The following is a 16,950-nucleotide window of genomic DNA, read 5'->3' as shown; positions in this document are numbered from 1 at the left end:
CTGCTCCCGGAGTTCCGCCATGACCATCGCTCCTCAAAAGAAACAAACCTTGCTGGCCGCCGCCCTGCTCGCCCTCGCCGGCCTGGCGCCGCTGTCGGCCCACGCCCTGGACATCAAGCTCGGCCACGTGCTGGCGCCCAGCCACAGCTGGAACAAGGCCGCCGAAGGCTTTGCCGCCGAGGTCAAGGAAAAGACCGCCGGCCGCGTCAATTTCGTGCTGTTCCCCAGCGGCCAGCTCGGCAATGAGAAGACCATGCTCGAAGGCCTGCAGATCGGCAGCCAGGGCGCGGCCATCATCGGCTCGGGTTCGCTGCAGCCCATCGAGCCCAAGTTCGGCGTGGTGGAGCTGCCCTATACCTGGTCCACCTCCCAGCAGGCCTACAAGGCGTTCGACGGCGAGTTGGGCGAGGCGCTGGCCAAGCTGGCGGACAAGAAGAACCTGACCATCATTTCCTGGTGGGAAAACGGCTTCCGCCACGTCACCAACAACCGCGGCGCAGTCGCCAAGCCTGCCGACCTGGCAGGCCTGAAGACCCGCGTCACGCCCGACAAGATGCGCCTGGACACCTTTACCGCGCTGGGCGCCAACCCCGCGCCGCTGGCCTTCGGCGAACTGTACTCGGCGCTGCAACAGAAAGTGTTCGACGCCCAGGAGAACCCGCTGTCCATCATCTACACCTCGTCTTTCTTCGAAGTGCAGAAGTACCTGTCGCTGACCGGCCACGTCTGGGGTCCCGCCAACCTGATCATCTCCAAGCCGGTCTGGAACCGCATCTCGGCCGACGACAAGAAGATCGTGCAGGCCGCCGCCGACAAGTGGCGCGACGCCCAGCGCCAGATGATCACGGATGGCGACCAGCAGTTCATCGCCCAGTTGAGGGAAAAAGGCATGCAGGTCAATGAGGTCGACAAGCCCGCCTTCGCCGCCGCGGTCGCGCCGGTGTGGAAGACCTACTCGGTCACCTACGGCCCCGAGCTGATGGCCCTGGTGCAGAAGTACCGCGAGGCCAAGTAATGCTCAACCGACTGTCCGCGATCCTGTCGGGCATCAGCAAGGCCTTCGCCGCCCTGGCGGTGGCCTTGCTGGCGATCCTGATTTCCTACGTGGTGTTCGCCCGCTTCGTCACCCACACCACGCCGCACTGGGCCGAGGAATTGCCGCGCCTGGTGCTGGTGTGGTCCGCCTTCATCGGCGGCGTCGTCTGCAGCTTTGAGCGCTCGCACCTGATGGCGGGGCTGCTGCCCTTCGTGGTGCGCAATCCCCGCATCCTGAATGTCTTTGAACGCATCAACCAGGCGCTCATCATCGTCGGCCTGGCGGCGCTGGGCTATGCCGGCTGGCAACTGGCCGAACTGACCATGGACCAGACCCTGCCGGCGCTGGACGTGTCGGCCGGCGTGGTGTATCTGGCGCTGCCCTTCGCCTGCGCCATCACCATCGTGGTGCATCTGGCCCAGCTGTTCTCCACCGCTCCCGCCGCTGCAAAGGATTAACAAGATGTCTACGGGTGCTCTCTTCCTGATGGGCGTGTTCGCGATCACGGTGCTGATCGACATGCCCATCGCTTTCGGCCTGGTGCTGTCCTGCCTGGCCTACCTGGCGGTCTACGATTCCGCCCCCATGATGGTGGCGGCGCAGCAATATGTGGTGGGGCTGGACAGCTTCACGCTGCTGGCGATTCCGCTCTTCATCCTGGCGGCTCAACTGATGAACGGCGCCGGCCTGACCCAGCGCATCGTGCGCCTGTGCGCCGCCATCGTCGGCGACATCAAGGGCGGCCTGGCCGTGGTGGCCGTGTTGGCCTGCCTGATGTTCGGCGCGCTGTCGGGCTCCGGCGTGGCCGACGTGGTCGCCATCGGCAGCCTGCTGCTGCCCGCCATGGCCCGCAGCGGCTACGACAAGGGCTTTTCCTGCGCCCTGGTCGGCAGCGCCGGCGCCACCTCCACCATCATCCCGCCCAGCATCGTGCTGATCGTCTACGGCACCATCACCGACACCTCGGTGGGCAAGCTGTTCGTGGCCGGCATCATTCCGGGCATTCTGCTGGGGCTGTCGCTGATCGGCGTGGCCATCTGGCAATCGCGCAAGCACAACTGGGCCGGCGGCCAGCCCTTCAGCTGGCCCGAGCTGCGCGCCGCGGCCATCGACGCGCTGCCCGCGCTGATGGTGCCGGTGCTGATCATCGGCGGCATCCGCTTCGGCATCTTCACCGCCACCGAGGCCGCCTCCAGCGCCATCATCTACGCCTTGCTGATCGGCTTTTTCTGGTACCGCACGCTGAGCCTGAAGTCGCTGTGGGACAACCTGAAGTCCACCGGCGAAAGCAGCGCCTCCATCCTGCTCATCATCGGCGCGTCGGGCCTGTTCGCCTGGGTGCTGGTGGCCGAACAGGTGCCGCAGGCGCTGTCCACGCTGCTGGTCGAATGGACCGACAGCAAGACTGCCGTGCTGCTGGTGCTGACGGTGGTGCTGCTGCTCCTGGGCACTTTCATGGAAGCCATTCCGGTCATCATCATCGTCGCTCCCGTGGTGATGCCGGTGCTGGCGCATTACAACATCGACCCGGTGCACTTCGGCATCCTGCTGTCGATCAACATGGCCATCGGCGCCAACACGCCGCCGGTCGGCGTCGACCTGATGGCCGCGTGCAAGATCGGCGGCATCAACATGATGCAGACGCTGCGCCCGCTGTCCTGGATGATGCTGGCCATGACCGCGGTCATGCTGCTGCTGACTTTCGTACCTGAACTGGTGCTGTTCCTGCCGAGGCACGTGCAATGACCCCTATCACTCCCTCCCGCCGTCCACCGTTCCTGCGCCGCAGCTGGATGTTCGTGCCCGGATTCGACGCCAACGCCCAGGCCGACGGCCTGGCCAGCGGCGCCGATGCGCTGGTCGCGGATCTGGAAGAGTTCACCGCCCCGGCGGATCGGCCAGCCGCGCGCCCATTGATTGCAGAGCTGTTCGGCCGCTGCCGCGCCCTGGGCGTGGTGGCCGCGGTGCGCATCAACAAGCTTGAAGACGACGGCCTGGCGGACCTGCGCGGCGTGATGCCGGGCGCGCCGGACGCCGTGTTCCTGCCGCACGCCGAAAGCGCGGCGCAGATCGCCGCGCTGGACCAGGCGATCACCGCGCTGGAAGCCGAACTCGGCCTGCCCGCCGGCAGCACCGAGATCGTGCCCACGCTGGAGTCGGCGCTGGGCGTGCACCGCGCCTACGACATCCTGACCGCCAGCGCGCGCGTGTCCGCCTGCCTGCTTGCCGCCGAGGACCTGAGCGCCAGCCTGGGCGCCGAACGCGGCAAGGACGGCATCGAGCTGCACCACGTGCGCGCCCGCTTCCTGCTGGATTGCACCGCCGCCGGCTGCCTGCCGATCGACTGCCCGTTCAACTACCGCGACATGCCGGCGCTGGAAGCCGATGTGCGCTGGGCCCGCCGCCTGGGGCTGAAGTCCAAGTGCGCGACGGTGGCCGATCAGGTCAAGCTGATCCACGCCGTGTTCACGCCCGCCCCGGATGAAGTCGCGGCAGCGCAAGATTGCGTCGTCCGCTACGAAGCCCAGCGCGCCGGCCGCCACGACGCCGAGCGCATCGATCCGCCTGTCTACAACACCGCGCGCCGCCTCTTGGCGCGCCATCACCAATTCGAACGATGGGCCGCCGAGCGCCGCGCGCAGGCCGTCCCGCAACAAGGAGACTCCGCATGACGTCAGCCGCAATTCCCGAACGCAATGGCGGTCAGATCCTGATGCAGCAGCTGCGCATCCATGGCGCGCGCCGCGTGTTCATGATCCCCGGCGAAAGCTATCTGCCCTGCATCGACGCGCTGAACGACCACACCGATGCCATCGAAGCCGTCGTCTGCCGCCAGGAAAGCGGCGCGGCCTACATGGCCGAGGCCTATGGCAAGCTGACCGGCGAGCCCGGCATCTGCTTCGTCACGCGCGGCCCGGGCGCCACCAACGCCAGCATCGGCGTGCATACCGCCTTCCAGGATTCCACCCCGATGATCCTGTTCGTGGGCCAGGTCGGCAATGATTTCATGGAGCGCGAAGCGTTCCAGGAGATCGACTACCGCCGCATGTTCGGCCAGATGGCCAAGTGGGTGGCGCAGATCGACCGCACCGACCGCATTCCCGAGTACATCTCGCGTGCCTTCGCCGTCGCCACCAGCGGCCGGCCGGGTCCCGTGGTGCTGGCCTTGCCCGAAGACACGCTGTGGGGCCGCGCCCGCGTGGCCGACCTGCCGCGCTACCCGCGCGTGCACAGCCACCCTGGCGCCGCCGACCTGGACCGCATGACGCAATTGCTGGATGCCGCCCAACGGCCCTTCCTGCTGCTGGGCGGCAACGGCTGGCACCAGACCGCCATCGACCAGATCGCCGGCTTTGCCGAGCGTTTCGAGCTGCCGGTGGGCACCGCCTGGCGCCGCCTGGAGTGCTTCGACCAGCGCCACCCCAACGCCGCCGGCCACGTCGGCTGGGCCATGACGCCGGAACTGCGCCAGCGCCTGCGCGACGCCGATCTGGTGCTGGCGGTGGGCACGCGCATGGGCGAGGCCACTACCGAAGGCTATACCGTCATCGAGAGCCCGCTGCCGCGCCAGCAACTGATCCATGTGTATCCCGACGCCGCCGAGCTGGGCCGCGTGTTCTCGCCGACCCAGGCCATCGTGGCGGATGTGGCCAGCTTCGCCGCCAGCGTGGCCCAACTGGTCCCCGGCCACAAGACGGCACGCGGCGCCGCCGTGCGCGCAGCCCACCAGGAACTGGTCGACAGCCTGGAACCGCTGGCCTCGCCCGGCCCGATGAGCCTGGACCAGGCCGCCGCCTACGTCGACGCGCATGTGCCGGCCGACGCCTGCATCACCGTGGGTGCGGGCAACTATGCGCTGTATCCGCATCGCTACCGCCGCTATGCCGGGCCGGGCACCAGCCTCACGCCCACCGTGGGCTCCATGGGCTACGGCCTGCCGGCGGCTATCTCGGCCAAGCTGGAAGACCGCAAGCGCACGGTGGTGTGCTACGCCGGCGACGGCTGCTTCCAGATGAACATGCAGGAGCTGGGCGTCGCGCTGCAGTACCGGCTGGGCGTGGTGGTGCTGGTATTCAACAACGGCATCTGGGGCACCATCCGCGCGCACCAGGAACGCGAGTTCCCGGCCCGCACCATCGCCCTGTCCTTCGAAAATCCGGACTTCACCCAGATCATCCGCGGCTACGGCGGCTATGGCGAAGCTGTCGAAGACACCGCCAGCTTCGGCCCCGCCTTCGAGCGCGCGCTGGCCTTTGCCGAGCGCGAGAACCTGCCGGCCCTGCTGGAAATTCGTTACGACGCCAACGGCATTTCGCCGGGCGAAACCCTGATGGGCATCCGCGAGGCCGCGCTGGCCCGCAATGCCGCCGCCAGCCACTGACACAGAGGGATTCCAATATGACGACGACTATCTCGATCAACGGACAGCGGCTGTGGCAGTCGCTGATGGACCTGGCGCAGATCGGCGCCACGGCCAAGGGCGGCAACTGCCGCCTGGCGCTGACCGCGCTGGACGGCCAGGGCCGCGACCTGGTCACCGGCTGGATGCGCGATGCCGGCCTGACGCTGCGCGTGGACCAGGTGGGCAACATCTTCGCCCGCCGCGCCGGCCGCAACAACGATCTGCCGCCGGTCATGACGGGCAGCCACATCGACACCCAGCCCACCGGCGGCAAGTTCGACGGCTGCTACGGCGTGCTGGCGGGCCTGGAAGTCATGCGCAGCCTGAACGACCATGGCGTGGTTACGGAAGCGCCGCTGGAAGTGGCCATCTGGACCAACGAGGAAGGCTCGCGCTTCGTGCCCGTGATGATGGGTTCGGGCGTGTTCGCCGGCAAGTTCCCGCTGGAAGTGGCGCTGTCGGCCACCGACCGCGACGGCAAGTCGGTGGCCGACGAGCTGGCCGCCATCGGCTATGCCGGGACGGACCCCGTGGGCGGCCGCCCGGTGGGGGCCTACTTCGAGGCCCACATCGAGCAGGGTCCGATCCTGGAGCACGAGGAAAAAGTGGTCGGCGTGGTGACCGGATCGCTCGGCCTGCGCTGGTACGACGTGACCGTGACCGGCATGGAAATGCATGCCGGCCCCACCCCGATGCCGATCCGGCGCGACGCGCTTTATGCCGCCAGCTACCTGCTGCAGGCGGTCGTGGACATCGCCAACGGCAATCAGCCGCATGGCCGCGGCACCGTGGGCGAGATCCATGCGCACCCCGGTTCGCGCAACGTCATCCCGGGCCAGGTGCGCTTCACGGTGGACCTGCGCCACGAAGACGAAGCCACGCTCACCCGCATGGACCAGCGCTGGCACGAGATCTGCGCGGAGATCGCGCAGCGCCACAACGTGGCCGTGGACGTGAAGCATGTGCAGTATTTCCCGCCCACGCCGTTCGACCTGGACCTGGTGGGCAAGGTGCGCGACGGCGCCGCCCGCCGCGGCCTGGCCGCCATGGACATCGTCACCGGCGCCGGCCACGACGCGGTCTACATGGCTGCCGTCACGCCTACCGCCATGATCTTCGTGCCTTGCAAGGATGGCGTCAGCCATAACGAGATCGAGGACGCCAAGCCCGCCGACCTGGAAGCCGGCTGCAACGTGCTGCTGGACGCCATGGTGGCGCGCGCCAACGCCCAGGAGGCCCGGTCATGAGCCAGGATGCCGCCTACTGGCGCGCCTGCGCCGCCGCGCTCGCCTTCAACGGCCAGGCCTATATCGATGGCGCCTACTGCGGCGCGGCCGATGGAGCCACCTTCCCCGCCACCAGCCCGATAGACGGGCGCAAGCTGGCCGACGTGGCGTCTTGCGGCGCGGCCGACGTGGACCGCGCCGTGCAGGCCGCCCGCCGCGCCTTCGAGGCCGGCGTCTGGAGCGGCCTGGCGCCGCGCCAGCGCAAGCAGCATCTGCTGCGCCTGGCCGCCCTGATCGACACGCACCGCGAGGAACTGGCGCTGCTGGAAACCCTGGACATGGGCAAGCCGATCCGGGATGCGCTGGCCTTCGACGTGCCGGAGACCGCGCGCTGCTACGCCTGGTACGCCGAAGCCATCGACAAGATCTACGACGAGATCGCCCCCACCGGCCCGGACGCGCTGGCGACCATCACGCGCGAAGCCCTGGGCGTGGTGGCAGCGGTGGTGCCTTGGAACTACCCCTTGATGATGGCCGCCTGGAAGGTCGCGCCCGCATTGGCGGCCGGCAACAGCGTCATCCTCAAGCCGGCCGAACAGGCTTCGCTGTCGGCCATCCGGCTGGCGGCGCTGGCCGAGGAAGCCGGCATTCCCGCCGGGGTCTTCAGCGTGGTGCCCGGCCTGGGCGCGCAGGCCGGCCAGGCGCTGGGCCTGCATCCCGACGTGGACTGCATCGCCTTCACCGGCTCCACCGCCACCGGCAAGCGCTTCATGGAGTATTCGGGCCAATCGAACCTGAAGCGCGTCTGGCTGGAATGCGGCGGCAAGTCGCCGCACATCGTGTTCGAGGACTGCCCCGACCTGGACCGCGCCGCGCAGGCCGCGGCGCTGGCCATCTTCTCCAACCAGGGCGAAGTCTGCATCGCCGGTTCCCGCCTGTACGTGCAGGACGGCATCTACGACGCCTTCATGGCCAAAGTTGCGGACTACGCTGCCACGCTGCAGCCGGGCGATCCGCTGGACCCCGCCACCGCCATGGGCGCCATGGTCGACGAGCGCCAGATGCGCGGCGTGCTGGCCCGCATCGAAGCGGGCTCCGCCGAAGGCGCGCAACTGCGCATGGGCGGCCGCCAGGCCCTTGGCGCCACTGGCGGCTACTACATCGAACCGACGATTTTCGATTGCCCCAGCCAGGACAGCAGCCTGGTCCGCGAGGAGATCTTCGGCCCGGTGCTGGCCGCGCAGCGCTTCGCCACCGAGGACGACGCGCTGCGGCTGGCCAACGACTCGATCTACGGCCTGGGCGCAGGCCTTTGGACCGCCAACCTGTCGCGCGCCCACCGCCTCTCGCGCCGCCTGCGCGCGGGCCTGGTGTGGGTCAACTGCTACGCCGACGGCGACATTACCGTGCCGTTCGGCGGCGTCAAGCAGTCCGGCTTCGGCCGCGACAAGTCGCTGCATGCGCTGGACAAGTACAGCGACCTGAAGACGACCTGGATCAGCCTGACGGCTTGATCCCCCGGCGGACGCCTGCGCGGCGTCCGCCATCCATGCCATTTCGCGTTATCTGCTTGGCCGCTGGAGTCATTGAAGGCGGTGGGTCCTTGTGCGACCTTGAACGGCGACGGGCTGCCCACCGCGGTTCCGTTGCGGGCAGGCGCAGGCGCTCTCCCGCCATCAGAACAATGACTGGAGACGACGATGCGCAATGCGACAAGGCGAGCCGCGCTGGCCGCCATGCTGGCCGCCACGGCCTGGGCCGCGGCCGGGCCGGCTTGGGCGCAAGCCCCCTATCCCTCCAAACCCGTCACCATCCTGGTCGGATTCCCGCCCGGCACGGCCACCGACACCGTCGCCCGCATGGTCGGCGACCGCCTGGCCCAGCGCCTGGGCCAGCAGTTCATCGTCGAAAACAAGCCCGGCGCGGGCGGCTCCATCGCCGCCGGCCTGGGCGCGCGCGCCAAGCCCGACGGCTATACCTTGATGATAGGCGCGTCCGCGCCGCAGGCCATCAACCCGCACGTCTATCCCAACCTGAACTACGACGCGCGCAAGGACTTCGCGCCGATCGGCCTGCTGACCTGGCTGCCCTACCTGTTCGTGGTCAGTCCCGACAACCCGGCCAACAATCTGAAGGACTTCCTCGCGGCCGTGAAGGCCAAGCCGAACCAGTACACCTACGCCACCACCGGCGTGGGCACCACCAGCCATCTGGTGACCTCGGTGCTGCTGGCCAAGGCTGGCGCCAGCATGATCCACGTGCCTTACAAGGGCAGCAGCCAGGCGCAGACGGACATCGTCGGCGGACGGACCTACGCCACCTTCGACACCATGGTGTCTTCGCTGGCTCTGGTGAAGGCCGGCCGCCTGAAAGCGATCGCCGTCAGCACGCCGCAGCGGGTCGCCAGTCTGCCCGACGTGCCCACCGTCGCCGAACAGGGCTACCCCGGCTTCGACATGGGCGCCTGGCTGGGCCTGATCGCGCCCGCCGGCATCCCCCCCGAGATCCAGCAAAAGCTGGCCGCCGAGGTCAATACCGTGCTGGCGGACCCCGCCGTGCGCGACAAGCTGGCGGACCTGGGCGCCCAGGTCCGCACCACCGCCACGCCCGCGGAATTCGGCGCGCTGATGAAGTCCGAGTACGAGTCGTGGGGCAAGGTGGTGCGCGATTTCAACGTCAAAGCCAGCGACTGAACCGGAGACCCGAACCATGCATAGCCCCATGAGTCCCGCGGAACGCGACACCCGCATCCAACTGGCCGCCTGCTACCGGCTGGTGTCCCACTTTGGCATGAGCGATCTCATCTACAACCACATCACCGCGCGCATACCCGGACCCGAGGGCCATCTGCTGATCAACCCCTACGGCATGATGTATGACGAAATCACCGCGTCCAGCCTGGTCAAGATCGACCTGGACGGGAACGTGCTGGACAATCCGGGCGAGTACGGCATCAACGCCGCCGGCTACGTCATCCACAGCGCGGTGCACGGCGCCCGCCACGACGTGCACTGCGTCATCCACACGCACACGCGGGCCGGCATGGCGGTGTCGGCGCTGCAATGCGGCTTGCTGCCGCTGACCCAGACCGCCATGCGCTTCGCCAAGATCCCGTACCACGACTACGAAAGCGTGGCCATCGACCTGGACGAGCGCGCGCGGCTGGTGGCGGACCTGGGCCAGAGCGAGGCGATGATCCTGCGCAACCACGGCCTGCTGGCGGCAGGCCCCAGCATCGCGCAGGCGTTCAACACGCTGTACTGGCTGGAGATGGCGTGCAAGGCGCAGGTCGACGCCCTGGCCGCCAACCGCGAACTTTGCCTGCCACCTCCGGAAGTGATCGAAAAGACCTGGCACCTGTACCAACCGACCACCCGCCGGCCCTTCGGCGAACTGGAATGGCCTGCCATGCTGCGCCTGATGGACAGGAAGGATCCCGGCTACCGCGAATGAGCCGCCGGCTGGCCGCGCCCCAGCAGGTCGATGCCTGCCCCGCTGTCCGCGCCTTCCGGCAGAATCGCGGCGAGGCTGGTCTTGACCTCCAGGAAGTATGGGACGGTAGAGGCCAGCCCGCGCGCGATGGCCCCGGCCACCTGGTCCGCGCGGGTGACGTGCTCGGTCTGCATGCCGAAGGCGCGCGCCATCATCGTGAAATCGGGGCTGGCGAGATTGGTGCCTGCGTAACGCCCGGGATAGGTGCGCGCCTGATGCAGGCGGATGGAGCCATAGCAATTGTTGTTGGAGACAATGAAGAACACCGGCAGTCCGCGCTCGGCCGCGGCCATCATCTCGTTGCCCGTCATCATGAAGCCGCCGTCGCCGACCAGGCATACCACCTTGCTTTGCGGGTTGCGCAGCTGAGAGGCAATGGCGGCCGGCGTGCCATAGCCCATGGCGCCGGACTGCGAGGCCATCAGCCTCTGCGGGTAGGCAAAGGGGAAATGGCGGTACACCGGCGCGGCGAAGGTGCCCGCGTCCAGGCAGACCATCAGGTCGCGCGGCGCCTGCTCGGCCAGGGCGCGGACCACGGACACGAACGGCACGCCGTCGTCCGCCTTGGGATCGGGCCAGGCGGATACGCGTTCCCGGATGGCGCGCAAGGAGGCCGCCCAGTCGCCGCGCGCCGCGCAGCCCGTCGCGGGCAAGGCCGCCAAGGCCTGCGCAGTGGCCACCGGATCGGCCACGATGCCGACGTCGGCCGCGAAATGCTGGTTCACGAAATGCGCGTCGGCATGGCAGTGCACCAGCGTCTGCGAGGGTTTGGGATAGCCGGGGAATGCATAGCCCTGCGTGGTGATATCGCCCAGGCGCGTGCCCAGCGCCAGGATCAGGTCGCTGGCGTCGAAGGCCGCGACCTGGGCCGCTTGCGTCGCCAGGTCCAGGTCGCCCGCGTACAGCGGGTGCGTGTTCGGAAACAGGTCGTGCTGGCGGAACGATACCGCCACCGGGATGCCGTGCCGTTCCGCCAGCCCCAACAGCGCCTCGCGCCCGCCCGGCGCGTTGAAGGCGCCGCCGGCGATGATCAGCGGCTTGCTTGCGGCATCCAGCAAGGCCTGCAGCCGCGCCAGTGTGGCGGGCGCCGGCTGCACCGGGCTGACAGGCTCGGCCACCCAATCCGGTTGCGGCACCAGCGCCTGTTGCACGTCTTCCGGCACCACCAGCACCACCGGCCCGGGCGTGCCGGCAGTCGCCACCCGCAGCGCCTTGAAGGCGGCCCAGGCCAGGTCCTCCGGCGCCGCCACCTCATGCACCCACTTGGCGATGGAACCGAACATCTGCTGATAGTCGATCTCCTGGAACGCCTCCTTGCGCAGGTCCTTGCGCGGCACCTGTCCGATCAGCAGGATCATGGGCACGCCATCCTGCTGCGCGGCATGCACGCCGATGGCCGCGTTCGCCGCGCCTGGCCCCCGAGACACCATGACCACGCCCGGCCGGCCCGTCAACCGGCCGTCGGCGCAGGCCATGAAGCTCGCGCCGCCTTCATGCCGGCAGGTCACCACGTCGATGCCCGGGAAATCATGCAAGGCGTCGAGCACCCCCAGATAGCTTTCCCCGGGCACGAGGAAAACGCGGTCGATGCCGTTGCGGGCGAAGATGTCGAGCAAGGCGTGGGAAGACGTGTTCAGTTCGGAAACAGGTGTCATGGAGGGCCGGAAACCAAGGACAAGCGCTCAGGCGCGGGGCGAATACGCAGGAATTCTAGGATGGCTGGCGGGATGTCATGTAGGCATACTGTGCCTATCAGATATACAAAAAACGCACACTAGGAGCGCCTGCCCGCAAGCAGGCGGCGAGACATCGCGATGGACTTACGCAAGATCGAGAACCTGATCCACGTGGCCGATTCGGGCAGCTTCTCCAAGGCCGCCTCGGTGCTCGGCATCGCGCAATCGGCGCTGGGCCGGCAGGTCAGGAAGCTGGAAGACGAATGCGGCTGCGCCCTGCTCTACCGCAATGGCCGCGGCGTGTCCCTGACGCCCGAAGGCGAGAAGCTGCTGGATAGCTTGCGCCCCTTGCTGGCGCAAATGGCTCGGGTCGTGACCGAATTCCACGACGAGCAGAAATCGCCCTCCGGCCAGGTCACGCTGGGACTGACGCCCACCTTGTCGCACATGGTCGGCATGCCGCTGGTGGCGGAAGTATGGAAACGCCATCCGCGCATCCAGCTCAACGTCATCACGGGCTATAGCGGCTATGTGCACGAATGGCTGGCCAACGCCCGCGTCGACATCGCCGTGCTGCACGACGCGCGGCGCTCGCAGCACGTGGTGGTCGATCCCCTGGCCGAGCTGGACCTGGCGCTGGTGTCGCCGGCGCAGAACCTGTCGCCCGCCGCGCGGGCCTTGTCCTCCATCGACTTCTCGCAGCTGGCTGATCTGCCGTTGGCGCTGCCCACGCGCAGCCACGGCCTGCGCCGCACGCTGGAACAGGCGGCAGCGCAGGCCGATGCGCCCCTGAATGTCGTGTTCGAAATGGACGCGCTGGAACTGATGAAGGAAATCGTCCTGAACGGACTGGCCCACACGGTCCTGGCCCTGCCTGCGGTGGTGGGCGAGTTGCACAGCGGCCAGCTGGTCGCCCGCAGGATCGTCAATCCCGCCCTGTCCACGCGCCTGATGCTGGCCACCGCATCCAACCGGCCGCTGACGCAGGCGGTGAAGATCGTGCAGGACGTCCTGCGGGAGTTGCTGGAGGGGATGGTTCAGGCGGAGCCTTATCGGTCGTATATGCGGATGGCGGGAGTGCGTTGCGTGTCCGCTGAACCTGGCGGCGGCTACTCTTCCGCCCCGTAGAGCGCCGGCAGCAGAATCGGCAGCGAGTCCAGCGGGAAGGCGAACCTTACGGGCGCGTGGGAGGTATCGGATGCCACCAACCCGCATTTCAAGGCAGCGGACAACAGGGATCTGCCTGTGCGTTCACCCAGACCCGTCATTTGAATGAATTCACCTCGCGTAGTTGGCCCCGCCGCAAACAAATGATAGATGGGCAAGGCGGCTTCCACCCGTAGCCGTCCTTTTGCTGTCTCGACCAGAACCGACGCATTGATCTTTGCCTTCATTGAGTCCAGCGCCAACATATCGGACATGTAAGCGACTTGGTCTTCGCACACACGCAGGAAGTAATCGACCCATTGGAGCAATCCCTTTTGGGTCAGGTTGCCACGTCCATCCAGATCGCCCTGGCGCGGCGCGTCCGCCGCGGCCAGGTAACCGTAATAGTCCCGCACGCCGCGGGCCAAGCCGCGATTGACCGACCATACACCCTTGGTGATGGGCAACATGGCCGCATGTGTCTGTAGCCGCGTCGCGCGGCCATTGCCGTCCGCGAACGGATGCATCCAAGCCATGCGGTGATGCGCGCACGCGATGGCGATCAGGCGAGCGTCTGCCGGACGCGGCCGATCGTAATGCTTGGTAAATGCCTCCATGAAACGCGGCAACGACTGCCACACAGGCGGATTGTGGCGACCCACGGACACGTCGACCTCCCGCAGCTTTTCCGGCTCCACGACCAGTCCATCCTTGGTCCTGCGGTCCTCTGGCGCCAAACGGCCATACAACGCCCGATGTGCAATCTTGATGAAATCGGCATTCAGCGCAGAGGCGTGGGCGGCCTGTGCTTCGACGTCTTTTTCCGCCTCGATGTGGGCAACTGCGATGCGCTGCAACTGCGCTATCTCGGGTTTGTCGGAAAATTTGTGACGTAGCGCCGCATCAATATTCCGCGGAGTCGTGCTTTGCCCCTCAATGCGGTTGCTGTAGTAAGAGTTCATGCTTCGAAGCAATTCATGCAGCGAGGCAAGCGTGGCGGAATGCGCCAATCCGCCAAGCTCCGAAGCTTGGTTTACGACGTGCGACGCGCGCTCGAGGTAGGGCTCGAGGAGATGCTCGCCCGGCATCATGGGCAAAAACTGCTCTGGAGAGCTATACATCACTATTTTCCGGTTTTTATTCCGATAGATCAAACCTCTATCTTATTGATAATAAATAGATAAATCTAGATGCTAGGTAGCTTCCGTTGATAAAAATTTCCGGTTTATTTTCCGGTTTTCTTGCCGCATCCGATGCGACATCAACCTACCTGGGCACCGGCAACGGCGGCGCCGGTGTCAGCGGCCCGGCCGGCACGCCGCGCTGCGCCGGCATCGGCGGCAAACGGGATGGCGCCGGGCTCATCCAGCCCGGCTGGCGGCTGGGGCCGCTGGAGGGCGGCGCGGGCGGGCCGGGCGGCCGGCCGGCGGTGGCGCAGCCAGTGCCCAGGCAGGGTTCCTGACTGGCTCCGGGATTGACGAGCCGGGGGCATGATGTACCGACGCAGGCATCGGGGATGACGCGGGCTGAAGGCGGGGGCTGGGGAACGGAGGGGCCGCCGCCTTGCGCGGCGACGGATCCCCAGAAGACTGCCAGCAGCGCGGCTGCCCAAAGGATTTTCATGGCTGCATGCCCTGCCCCTGAGCCGCGACCGCACGCGGCCTGGCCCCGCGTCGCACCGGGGCCTGAGCGGGCGCGGGACGGTTCCAGTGTGCTCCCGCGCCTTGCAAGCTGTCCAGGCGGCCCCGACCTCAATCCAGCCGAATGTCCGCGCTTTTCACCACCGAGGCCCAACGCGCCCGTTCGCTATTGAAGAACTGCGCCAATTCGGCGGGATTGCGGGTAACGATTTCGGCGCCTTGCTCGTTCAACTGCGCCTTCACGTCCGGCTGGTTGACGATCTGCGCCATCAGTTCCGATAAGCGGATGGCGACCGGATCGGTCGTGGTCACGGGCGCCATCACGCCCTGCCAGGTGCCGGACTCGAAACCGGCCACGCCCTGCTCGGAGATGGTCGGAATGTCGGGCACCAGCTGCATGCGTTCGCGCTTGGAGATCGCGATCGGCCGCAGCTTGCCGGCCTTGATGTGGGGCAGCGTGGCCAGCAGGCCGTTCATGATGACCTGGGTCTGCCCGCCTATCGTGTCCGTCACCGCCTGCGAGCCGCCCTTGTACGGCACGTATTCCCATTTCGCGCCGGTGGCCTGCTGCACGGCCACGGCGGCCAGGTGCGGCGCGCTGCCGATGGCGGTCACGGCGAAGTTCAGGCGCTGCTGCTTCGACAAGGCCACCAGCTCCTGCACCGTCTTTGCGGGCACGTCAGGATGCACGGCCAGCACGTGGGGCGAATAGGCCAGCATGCCGACCGCGCGCAGGTCCTTGGACGGGTCGAAGGACAACTTGGTGTACACGGACGGGCTGATCGCCAGCGCCCCCACGTCGCACAACAGCACGGTATGGCCTTCCTGCGCGGCCTGCACCACCAGGCCGGCGCCCAGGTTGCCGTTGGCCCCGGGCTTGTTCTCGACCACCACGGTCTGCTTCAGGGCATCGGCCAGGCGCGGCGCCAGGATGCGGGCAATGATGTCGGATGAGCCGCCAGGCGGGTAAGGCACGATGATGCGCACCGCGCGCGTCGGCCAGTCGCCGGACTGGGCCCAGGCCGGGAGCCACGGCGACAGGCAAAGCGCCGCGGCGCCGCCCAGGAACTGTCTCTTGCTCGGGTTCATGGAGTCTCCTCTGGATGGTCTGGTGGACGGCTGCGAGCGCCGGCGTCCGCGCCAATTCTTCGAATTGACCCGACACGCCCCCTTCGAACTGCGTCCAACTCTGCGTCAGTCATCGTACAACCAAGAGAATATTTTTGAAAAGCGGAATCTCTTTCCATCGGGTATGCACCTATAAAATGTCAATCTCATAGGAAATTCCACCTTGAATCGACATATTTGATGTTGTACGATGACTTACCTCTTTCACCAGGCAGCCGGCCGACTCCTACCCTCGATGGCGCCCCACACGGATCAACGCGACATGACCACCCCGCAGGAACTCAAGCAGATCGTTTCGGAAGGCTTGCTGTCTTTCCCCGTCACCGACTTCGACCAGAACGGCGACTTCAACGCCAGGTCCTACGCGCAACGCCTGGAATGGCTGGCGCCCTATGGCGCAACCGCGTTGTTCGCCGCTGGCGGTACCGGAGAGTTCTTCTCGCTGGCGGCGGAAGAATACGCCGACGTCATCCGCACCGCGGTGCAGACCTGCGCGGGCAAGGTCCCCATCCTGGCCGGAGCCGGCGGCCCGACCCGCACGGCCATCGCCTATGCGCAGGAGGCCGAACGCCTGGGCGCCAAGGGCATATTGCTGCTGCCCCATTACCTGACCGAGGCCTCGCAGCAAGGCATCGCCGCGCACGTCGAACAGGTCTGCAAATCCGTCAAGATCGGCGTCATCGTCTACAACCGCGCGCAATCGCGCCTGTCGGCCGACAGCCTGGCGCAATTGGCCGAACGCTGCCCCAACCTGGTGGGCTTCAAGGACGGCGTGGGTGACATCGAAGCCATGGTGCGCATCCGCCGCAAGCTGGGCGACCGCTTTTCCTACCTGGGCGGCCTGCCCACGGCCGAGGTCTATGCCGCCGCCTACCGCGCGCTGGGCGTGCCGGTCTATTCGTCGGCGGTGTTCAACTTCGTGCCCAGGACGGCCATGGCGTTCTACCGCGCCGTCGCCGCCGGCGACGACGACACCACCAACCGCCTGCTGGACGATTTCTTCCTGCCTTACCTCGACATCCGCAACCGCGTACCCGGCTATGCGGTCAGCATCGTCAAGGCCGGCGCCAGATTGGTTGGCCACGACGCCGGCCCGGTGCGCGCGCCCCTGACGGACCTGCGGCCCGATGAACTGGACATGCTGGACGCCCTGATCCGCAAGCTCGGCCCGCAGTAAGGGGGCTCTCCCTGGCGGTGGTATATA

15 protein-coding genes are annotated in these 16,950 nt (G+C 67.2%); 12 read left to right on the top strand and 3 right to left on the bottom strand.

The genetic code is table 11. The features are described from left to right. Window positions 1-19 precede the first annotated feature (19 nt). The 9 genes from AXYL_RS15385 (at window position 20) to AXYL_RS15345 (ending at window position 10,117) form a co-directional block, all read left to right on the top strand. Window positions 20-1,015 (top strand): DctP family TRAP transporter solute-binding subunit, encoded by a 996-nt coding sequence (locus AXYL_RS15385; RefSeq protein ID WP_013393731.1) that lies wholly within the window; start codon window positions 20-22, stop codon window positions 1,013-1,015. Continuing rightward, window positions 1,015-1,494, top strand: a complete 480-nt coding sequence (locus tag AXYL_RS15380) for a TRAP transporter small permease (RefSeq protein WP_013393730.1) — start codon at window positions 1,015-1,017, stop codon at window positions 1,492-1,494. The genes AXYL_RS15385 and AXYL_RS15380 overlap by 1 nt, the downstream gene beginning before the upstream one ends. Before the next feature lie 4 nt (window positions 1,495-1,498). Further along, the gene (locus AXYL_RS15375) at window positions 1,499-2,782 is read left to right on the top strand and encodes a TRAP transporter large permease (protein WP_013393729.1); all 1,284 of its coding nucleotides are present in this window, start codon (window positions 1,499-1,501) and stop codon (window positions 2,780-2,782) included. After that, window positions 2,779-3,708 (top strand): HpcH/HpaI aldolase/citrate lyase family protein, encoded by a 930-nt coding sequence (locus tag AXYL_RS15370; protein WP_013393728.1) that lies wholly within the window; start codon window positions 2,779-2,781, stop codon window positions 3,706-3,708. Before AXYL_RS15375 ends, AXYL_RS15370 begins: the two co-directional genes overlap by 4 nt. Beyond that, the gene (locus tag AXYL_RS15365) at window positions 3,705-5,417 is read left to right on the top strand and encodes a thiamine pyrophosphate-binding protein (protein WP_013393727.1); all 1,713 of its coding nucleotides are present in this window, start codon (window positions 3,705-3,707) and stop codon (window positions 5,415-5,417) included. The genes AXYL_RS15370 and AXYL_RS15365 overlap by 4 nt, the downstream gene beginning before the upstream one ends. 17 nt (window positions 5,418-5,434) lie before the next feature. Then, on the top strand, window positions 5,435-6,685 hold the full coding sequence (locus tag AXYL_RS15360) for a Zn-dependent hydrolase (protein ID WP_013393726.1): 1,251 nt from the start codon (window positions 5,435-5,437) through the stop codon (window positions 6,683-6,685). After that, window positions 6,682-8,178, top strand: a complete 1,497-nt coding sequence (locus AXYL_RS15355; protein ID WP_013393725.1) for an aldehyde dehydrogenase — start codon at window positions 6,682-6,684, stop codon at window positions 8,176-8,178. Before AXYL_RS15360 ends, AXYL_RS15355 begins: the two co-directional genes overlap by 4 nt. Window positions 8,179-8,364: 186 nt before the next feature. Beyond that, the gene (locus tag AXYL_RS15350) at window positions 8,365-9,357 is read left to right on the top strand and encodes a Bug family tripartite tricarboxylate transporter substrate binding protein (RefSeq protein ID WP_013393724.1); all 993 of its coding nucleotides are present in this window, start codon (window positions 8,365-8,367) and stop codon (window positions 9,355-9,357) included. A gap of 16 nt (window positions 9,358-9,373) precedes the next feature. After that, window positions 9,374-10,117 carry a class II aldolase/adducin family protein gene (locus tag AXYL_RS15345; RefSeq protein ID WP_013393723.1) on the top strand — a complete coding sequence of 248 codons (744 nt, stop codon included), beginning with the start codon at window positions 9,374-9,376 and terminating at the stop codon, window positions 10,115-10,117. On the opposite strand, the gene AXYL_RS15340 is transcribed toward AXYL_RS15345, so the two are convergent. After that, on the bottom strand, window positions 10,105-11,811 hold the full coding sequence (locus tag AXYL_RS15340) for a thiamine pyrophosphate-binding protein (protein ID WP_013393722.1): 1,707 nt from the start codon (window positions 11,809-11,811) through the stop codon (window positions 10,105-10,107). The genes AXYL_RS15345 and AXYL_RS15340 overlap by 13 nt on opposite strands. A gap of 159 nt (window positions 11,812-11,970) precedes the next feature. On the opposite strand from AXYL_RS15340, the gene AXYL_RS15335 reads away from it, so the two are divergent. Next, on the top strand, window positions 11,971-12,960 hold the full coding sequence (locus tag AXYL_RS15335) for a LysR family transcriptional regulator (RefSeq protein WP_013393721.1): 990 nt from the start codon (window positions 11,971-11,973) through the stop codon (window positions 12,958-12,960). On the opposite strand, the gene AXYL_RS15330 is transcribed toward AXYL_RS15335, so the two are convergent. Beyond that, window positions 12,942-14,099: a Fic family protein gene (locus AXYL_RS15330; RefSeq protein ID WP_013393720.1), complete on the bottom strand. Its 1,158-nt coding sequence runs from the start codon at window positions 14,097-14,099 to the stop codon at window positions 12,942-12,944. The two genes, AXYL_RS15335 and AXYL_RS15330, sit on opposite strands and share 19 nt — an antisense overlap. A gap of 86 nt (window positions 14,100-14,185) precedes the next feature. On the opposite strand from AXYL_RS15330, the gene AXYL_RS35075 reads away from it, so the two are divergent. Further along, window positions 14,186-14,440, top strand: a complete 255-nt coding sequence (locus tag AXYL_RS35075; protein ID WP_013393719.1) for a hypothetical protein — start codon at window positions 14,186-14,188, stop codon at window positions 14,438-14,440. Between the two features lie 289 nt (window positions 14,441-14,729). Here AXYL_RS35075 and AXYL_RS15320 read toward each other — a convergent pair whose 3' ends face one another. Continuing rightward, on the bottom strand, window positions 14,730-15,707 hold the full coding sequence (locus AXYL_RS15320; protein ID WP_013393718.1) for a Bug family tripartite tricarboxylate transporter substrate binding protein: 978 nt from the start codon (window positions 15,705-15,707) through the stop codon (window positions 14,730-14,732). 301 nt (window positions 15,708-16,008) lie between these two features. On the opposite strand from AXYL_RS15320, the gene kdgD reads away from it, so the two are divergent. After that, on the top strand, window positions 16,009-16,923 hold the full coding sequence (gene kdgD, locus AXYL_RS15315; protein WP_013393717.1) for a 5-dehydro-4-deoxyglucarate dehydratase: 915 nt from the start codon (window positions 16,009-16,011) through the stop codon (window positions 16,921-16,923). Window positions 16,924-16,950: the final 27 nt, after the last annotated feature.

Source organism: Achromobacter xylosoxidans A8, from assembly GCF_000165835.1.
In the GTDB taxonomy this organism is placed as follows: domain Bacteria; phylum Pseudomonadota; class Gammaproteobacteria; order Burkholderiales; family Burkholderiaceae_B; genus Achromobacter; species Achromobacter xylosoxidans_B.
This window is presented reverse-complemented; position numbering and strand designations above follow the sequence as displayed.

What these genes read in the sequence shown, in the direction of transcription:
- kdgD (WP_013393717.1), top strand. Translation starts at nt 16,009, where the DNA reads ATGACCACCCCGCAGGAACTCAAGCAGATCGTTTCGGAAGGCTTGCTG.
- AXYL_RS15330 (WP_013393720.1), bottom strand. Translation starts at nt 14,099, where the DNA reads ATGTATAGCTCTCCAGAGCAGTTTTTGCCCATGATGCCGGGCGAGCAT.
- AXYL_RS15365 (WP_013393727.1), top strand. Translation starts at nt 3,705, where the DNA reads ATGACGTCAGCCGCAATTCCCGAACGCAATGGCGGTCAGATCCTGATG.
- AXYL_RS15355 (WP_013393725.1), top strand. Translation starts at nt 6,682, where the DNA reads ATGAGCCAGGATGCCGCCTACTGGCGCGCCTGCGCCGCCGCGCTCGCC.
- AXYL_RS15340 (WP_013393722.1), bottom strand. Translation starts at nt 11,811, where the DNA reads ATGACACCTGTTTCCGAACTGAACACGTCTTCCCACGCCTTGCTCGAC.
- AXYL_RS15335 (WP_013393721.1), top strand. Translation starts at nt 11,971, where the DNA reads ATGGACTTACGCAAGATCGAGAACCTGATCCACGTGGCCGATTCGGGC.
- AXYL_RS15375 (WP_013393729.1), top strand. Translation starts at nt 1,499, where the DNA reads ATGTCTACGGGTGCTCTCTTCCTGATGGGCGTGTTCGCGATCACGGTG.
- AXYL_RS15345 (WP_013393723.1), top strand. Translation starts at nt 9,374, where the DNA reads ATGCATAGCCCCATGAGTCCCGCGGAACGCGACACCCGCATCCAACTG.
- AXYL_RS15380 (WP_013393730.1), top strand. Translation starts at nt 1,015, where the DNA reads ATGCTCAACCGACTGTCCGCGATCCTGTCGGGCATCAGCAAGGCCTTC.
- AXYL_RS15385 (WP_013393731.1), top strand. Translation starts at nt 20, where the DNA reads ATGACCATCGCTCCTCAAAAGAAACAAACCTTGCTGGCCGCCGCCCTG.
- AXYL_RS15360 (WP_013393726.1), top strand. Translation starts at nt 5,435, where the DNA reads ATGACGACGACTATCTCGATCAACGGACAGCGGCTGTGGCAGTCGCTG.
- AXYL_RS15370 (WP_013393728.1), top strand. Translation starts at nt 2,779, where the DNA reads ATGACCCCTATCACTCCCTCCCGCCGTCCACCGTTCCTGCGCCGCAGC.
- AXYL_RS15320 (WP_013393718.1), bottom strand. Translation starts at nt 15,707, where the DNA reads ATGAACCCGAGCAAGAGACAGTTCCTGGGCGGCGCCGCGGCGCTTTGC.
- AXYL_RS15350 (WP_013393724.1), top strand. Translation starts at nt 8,365, where the DNA reads ATGCGCAATGCGACAAGGCGAGCCGCGCTGGCCGCCATGCTGGCCGCC.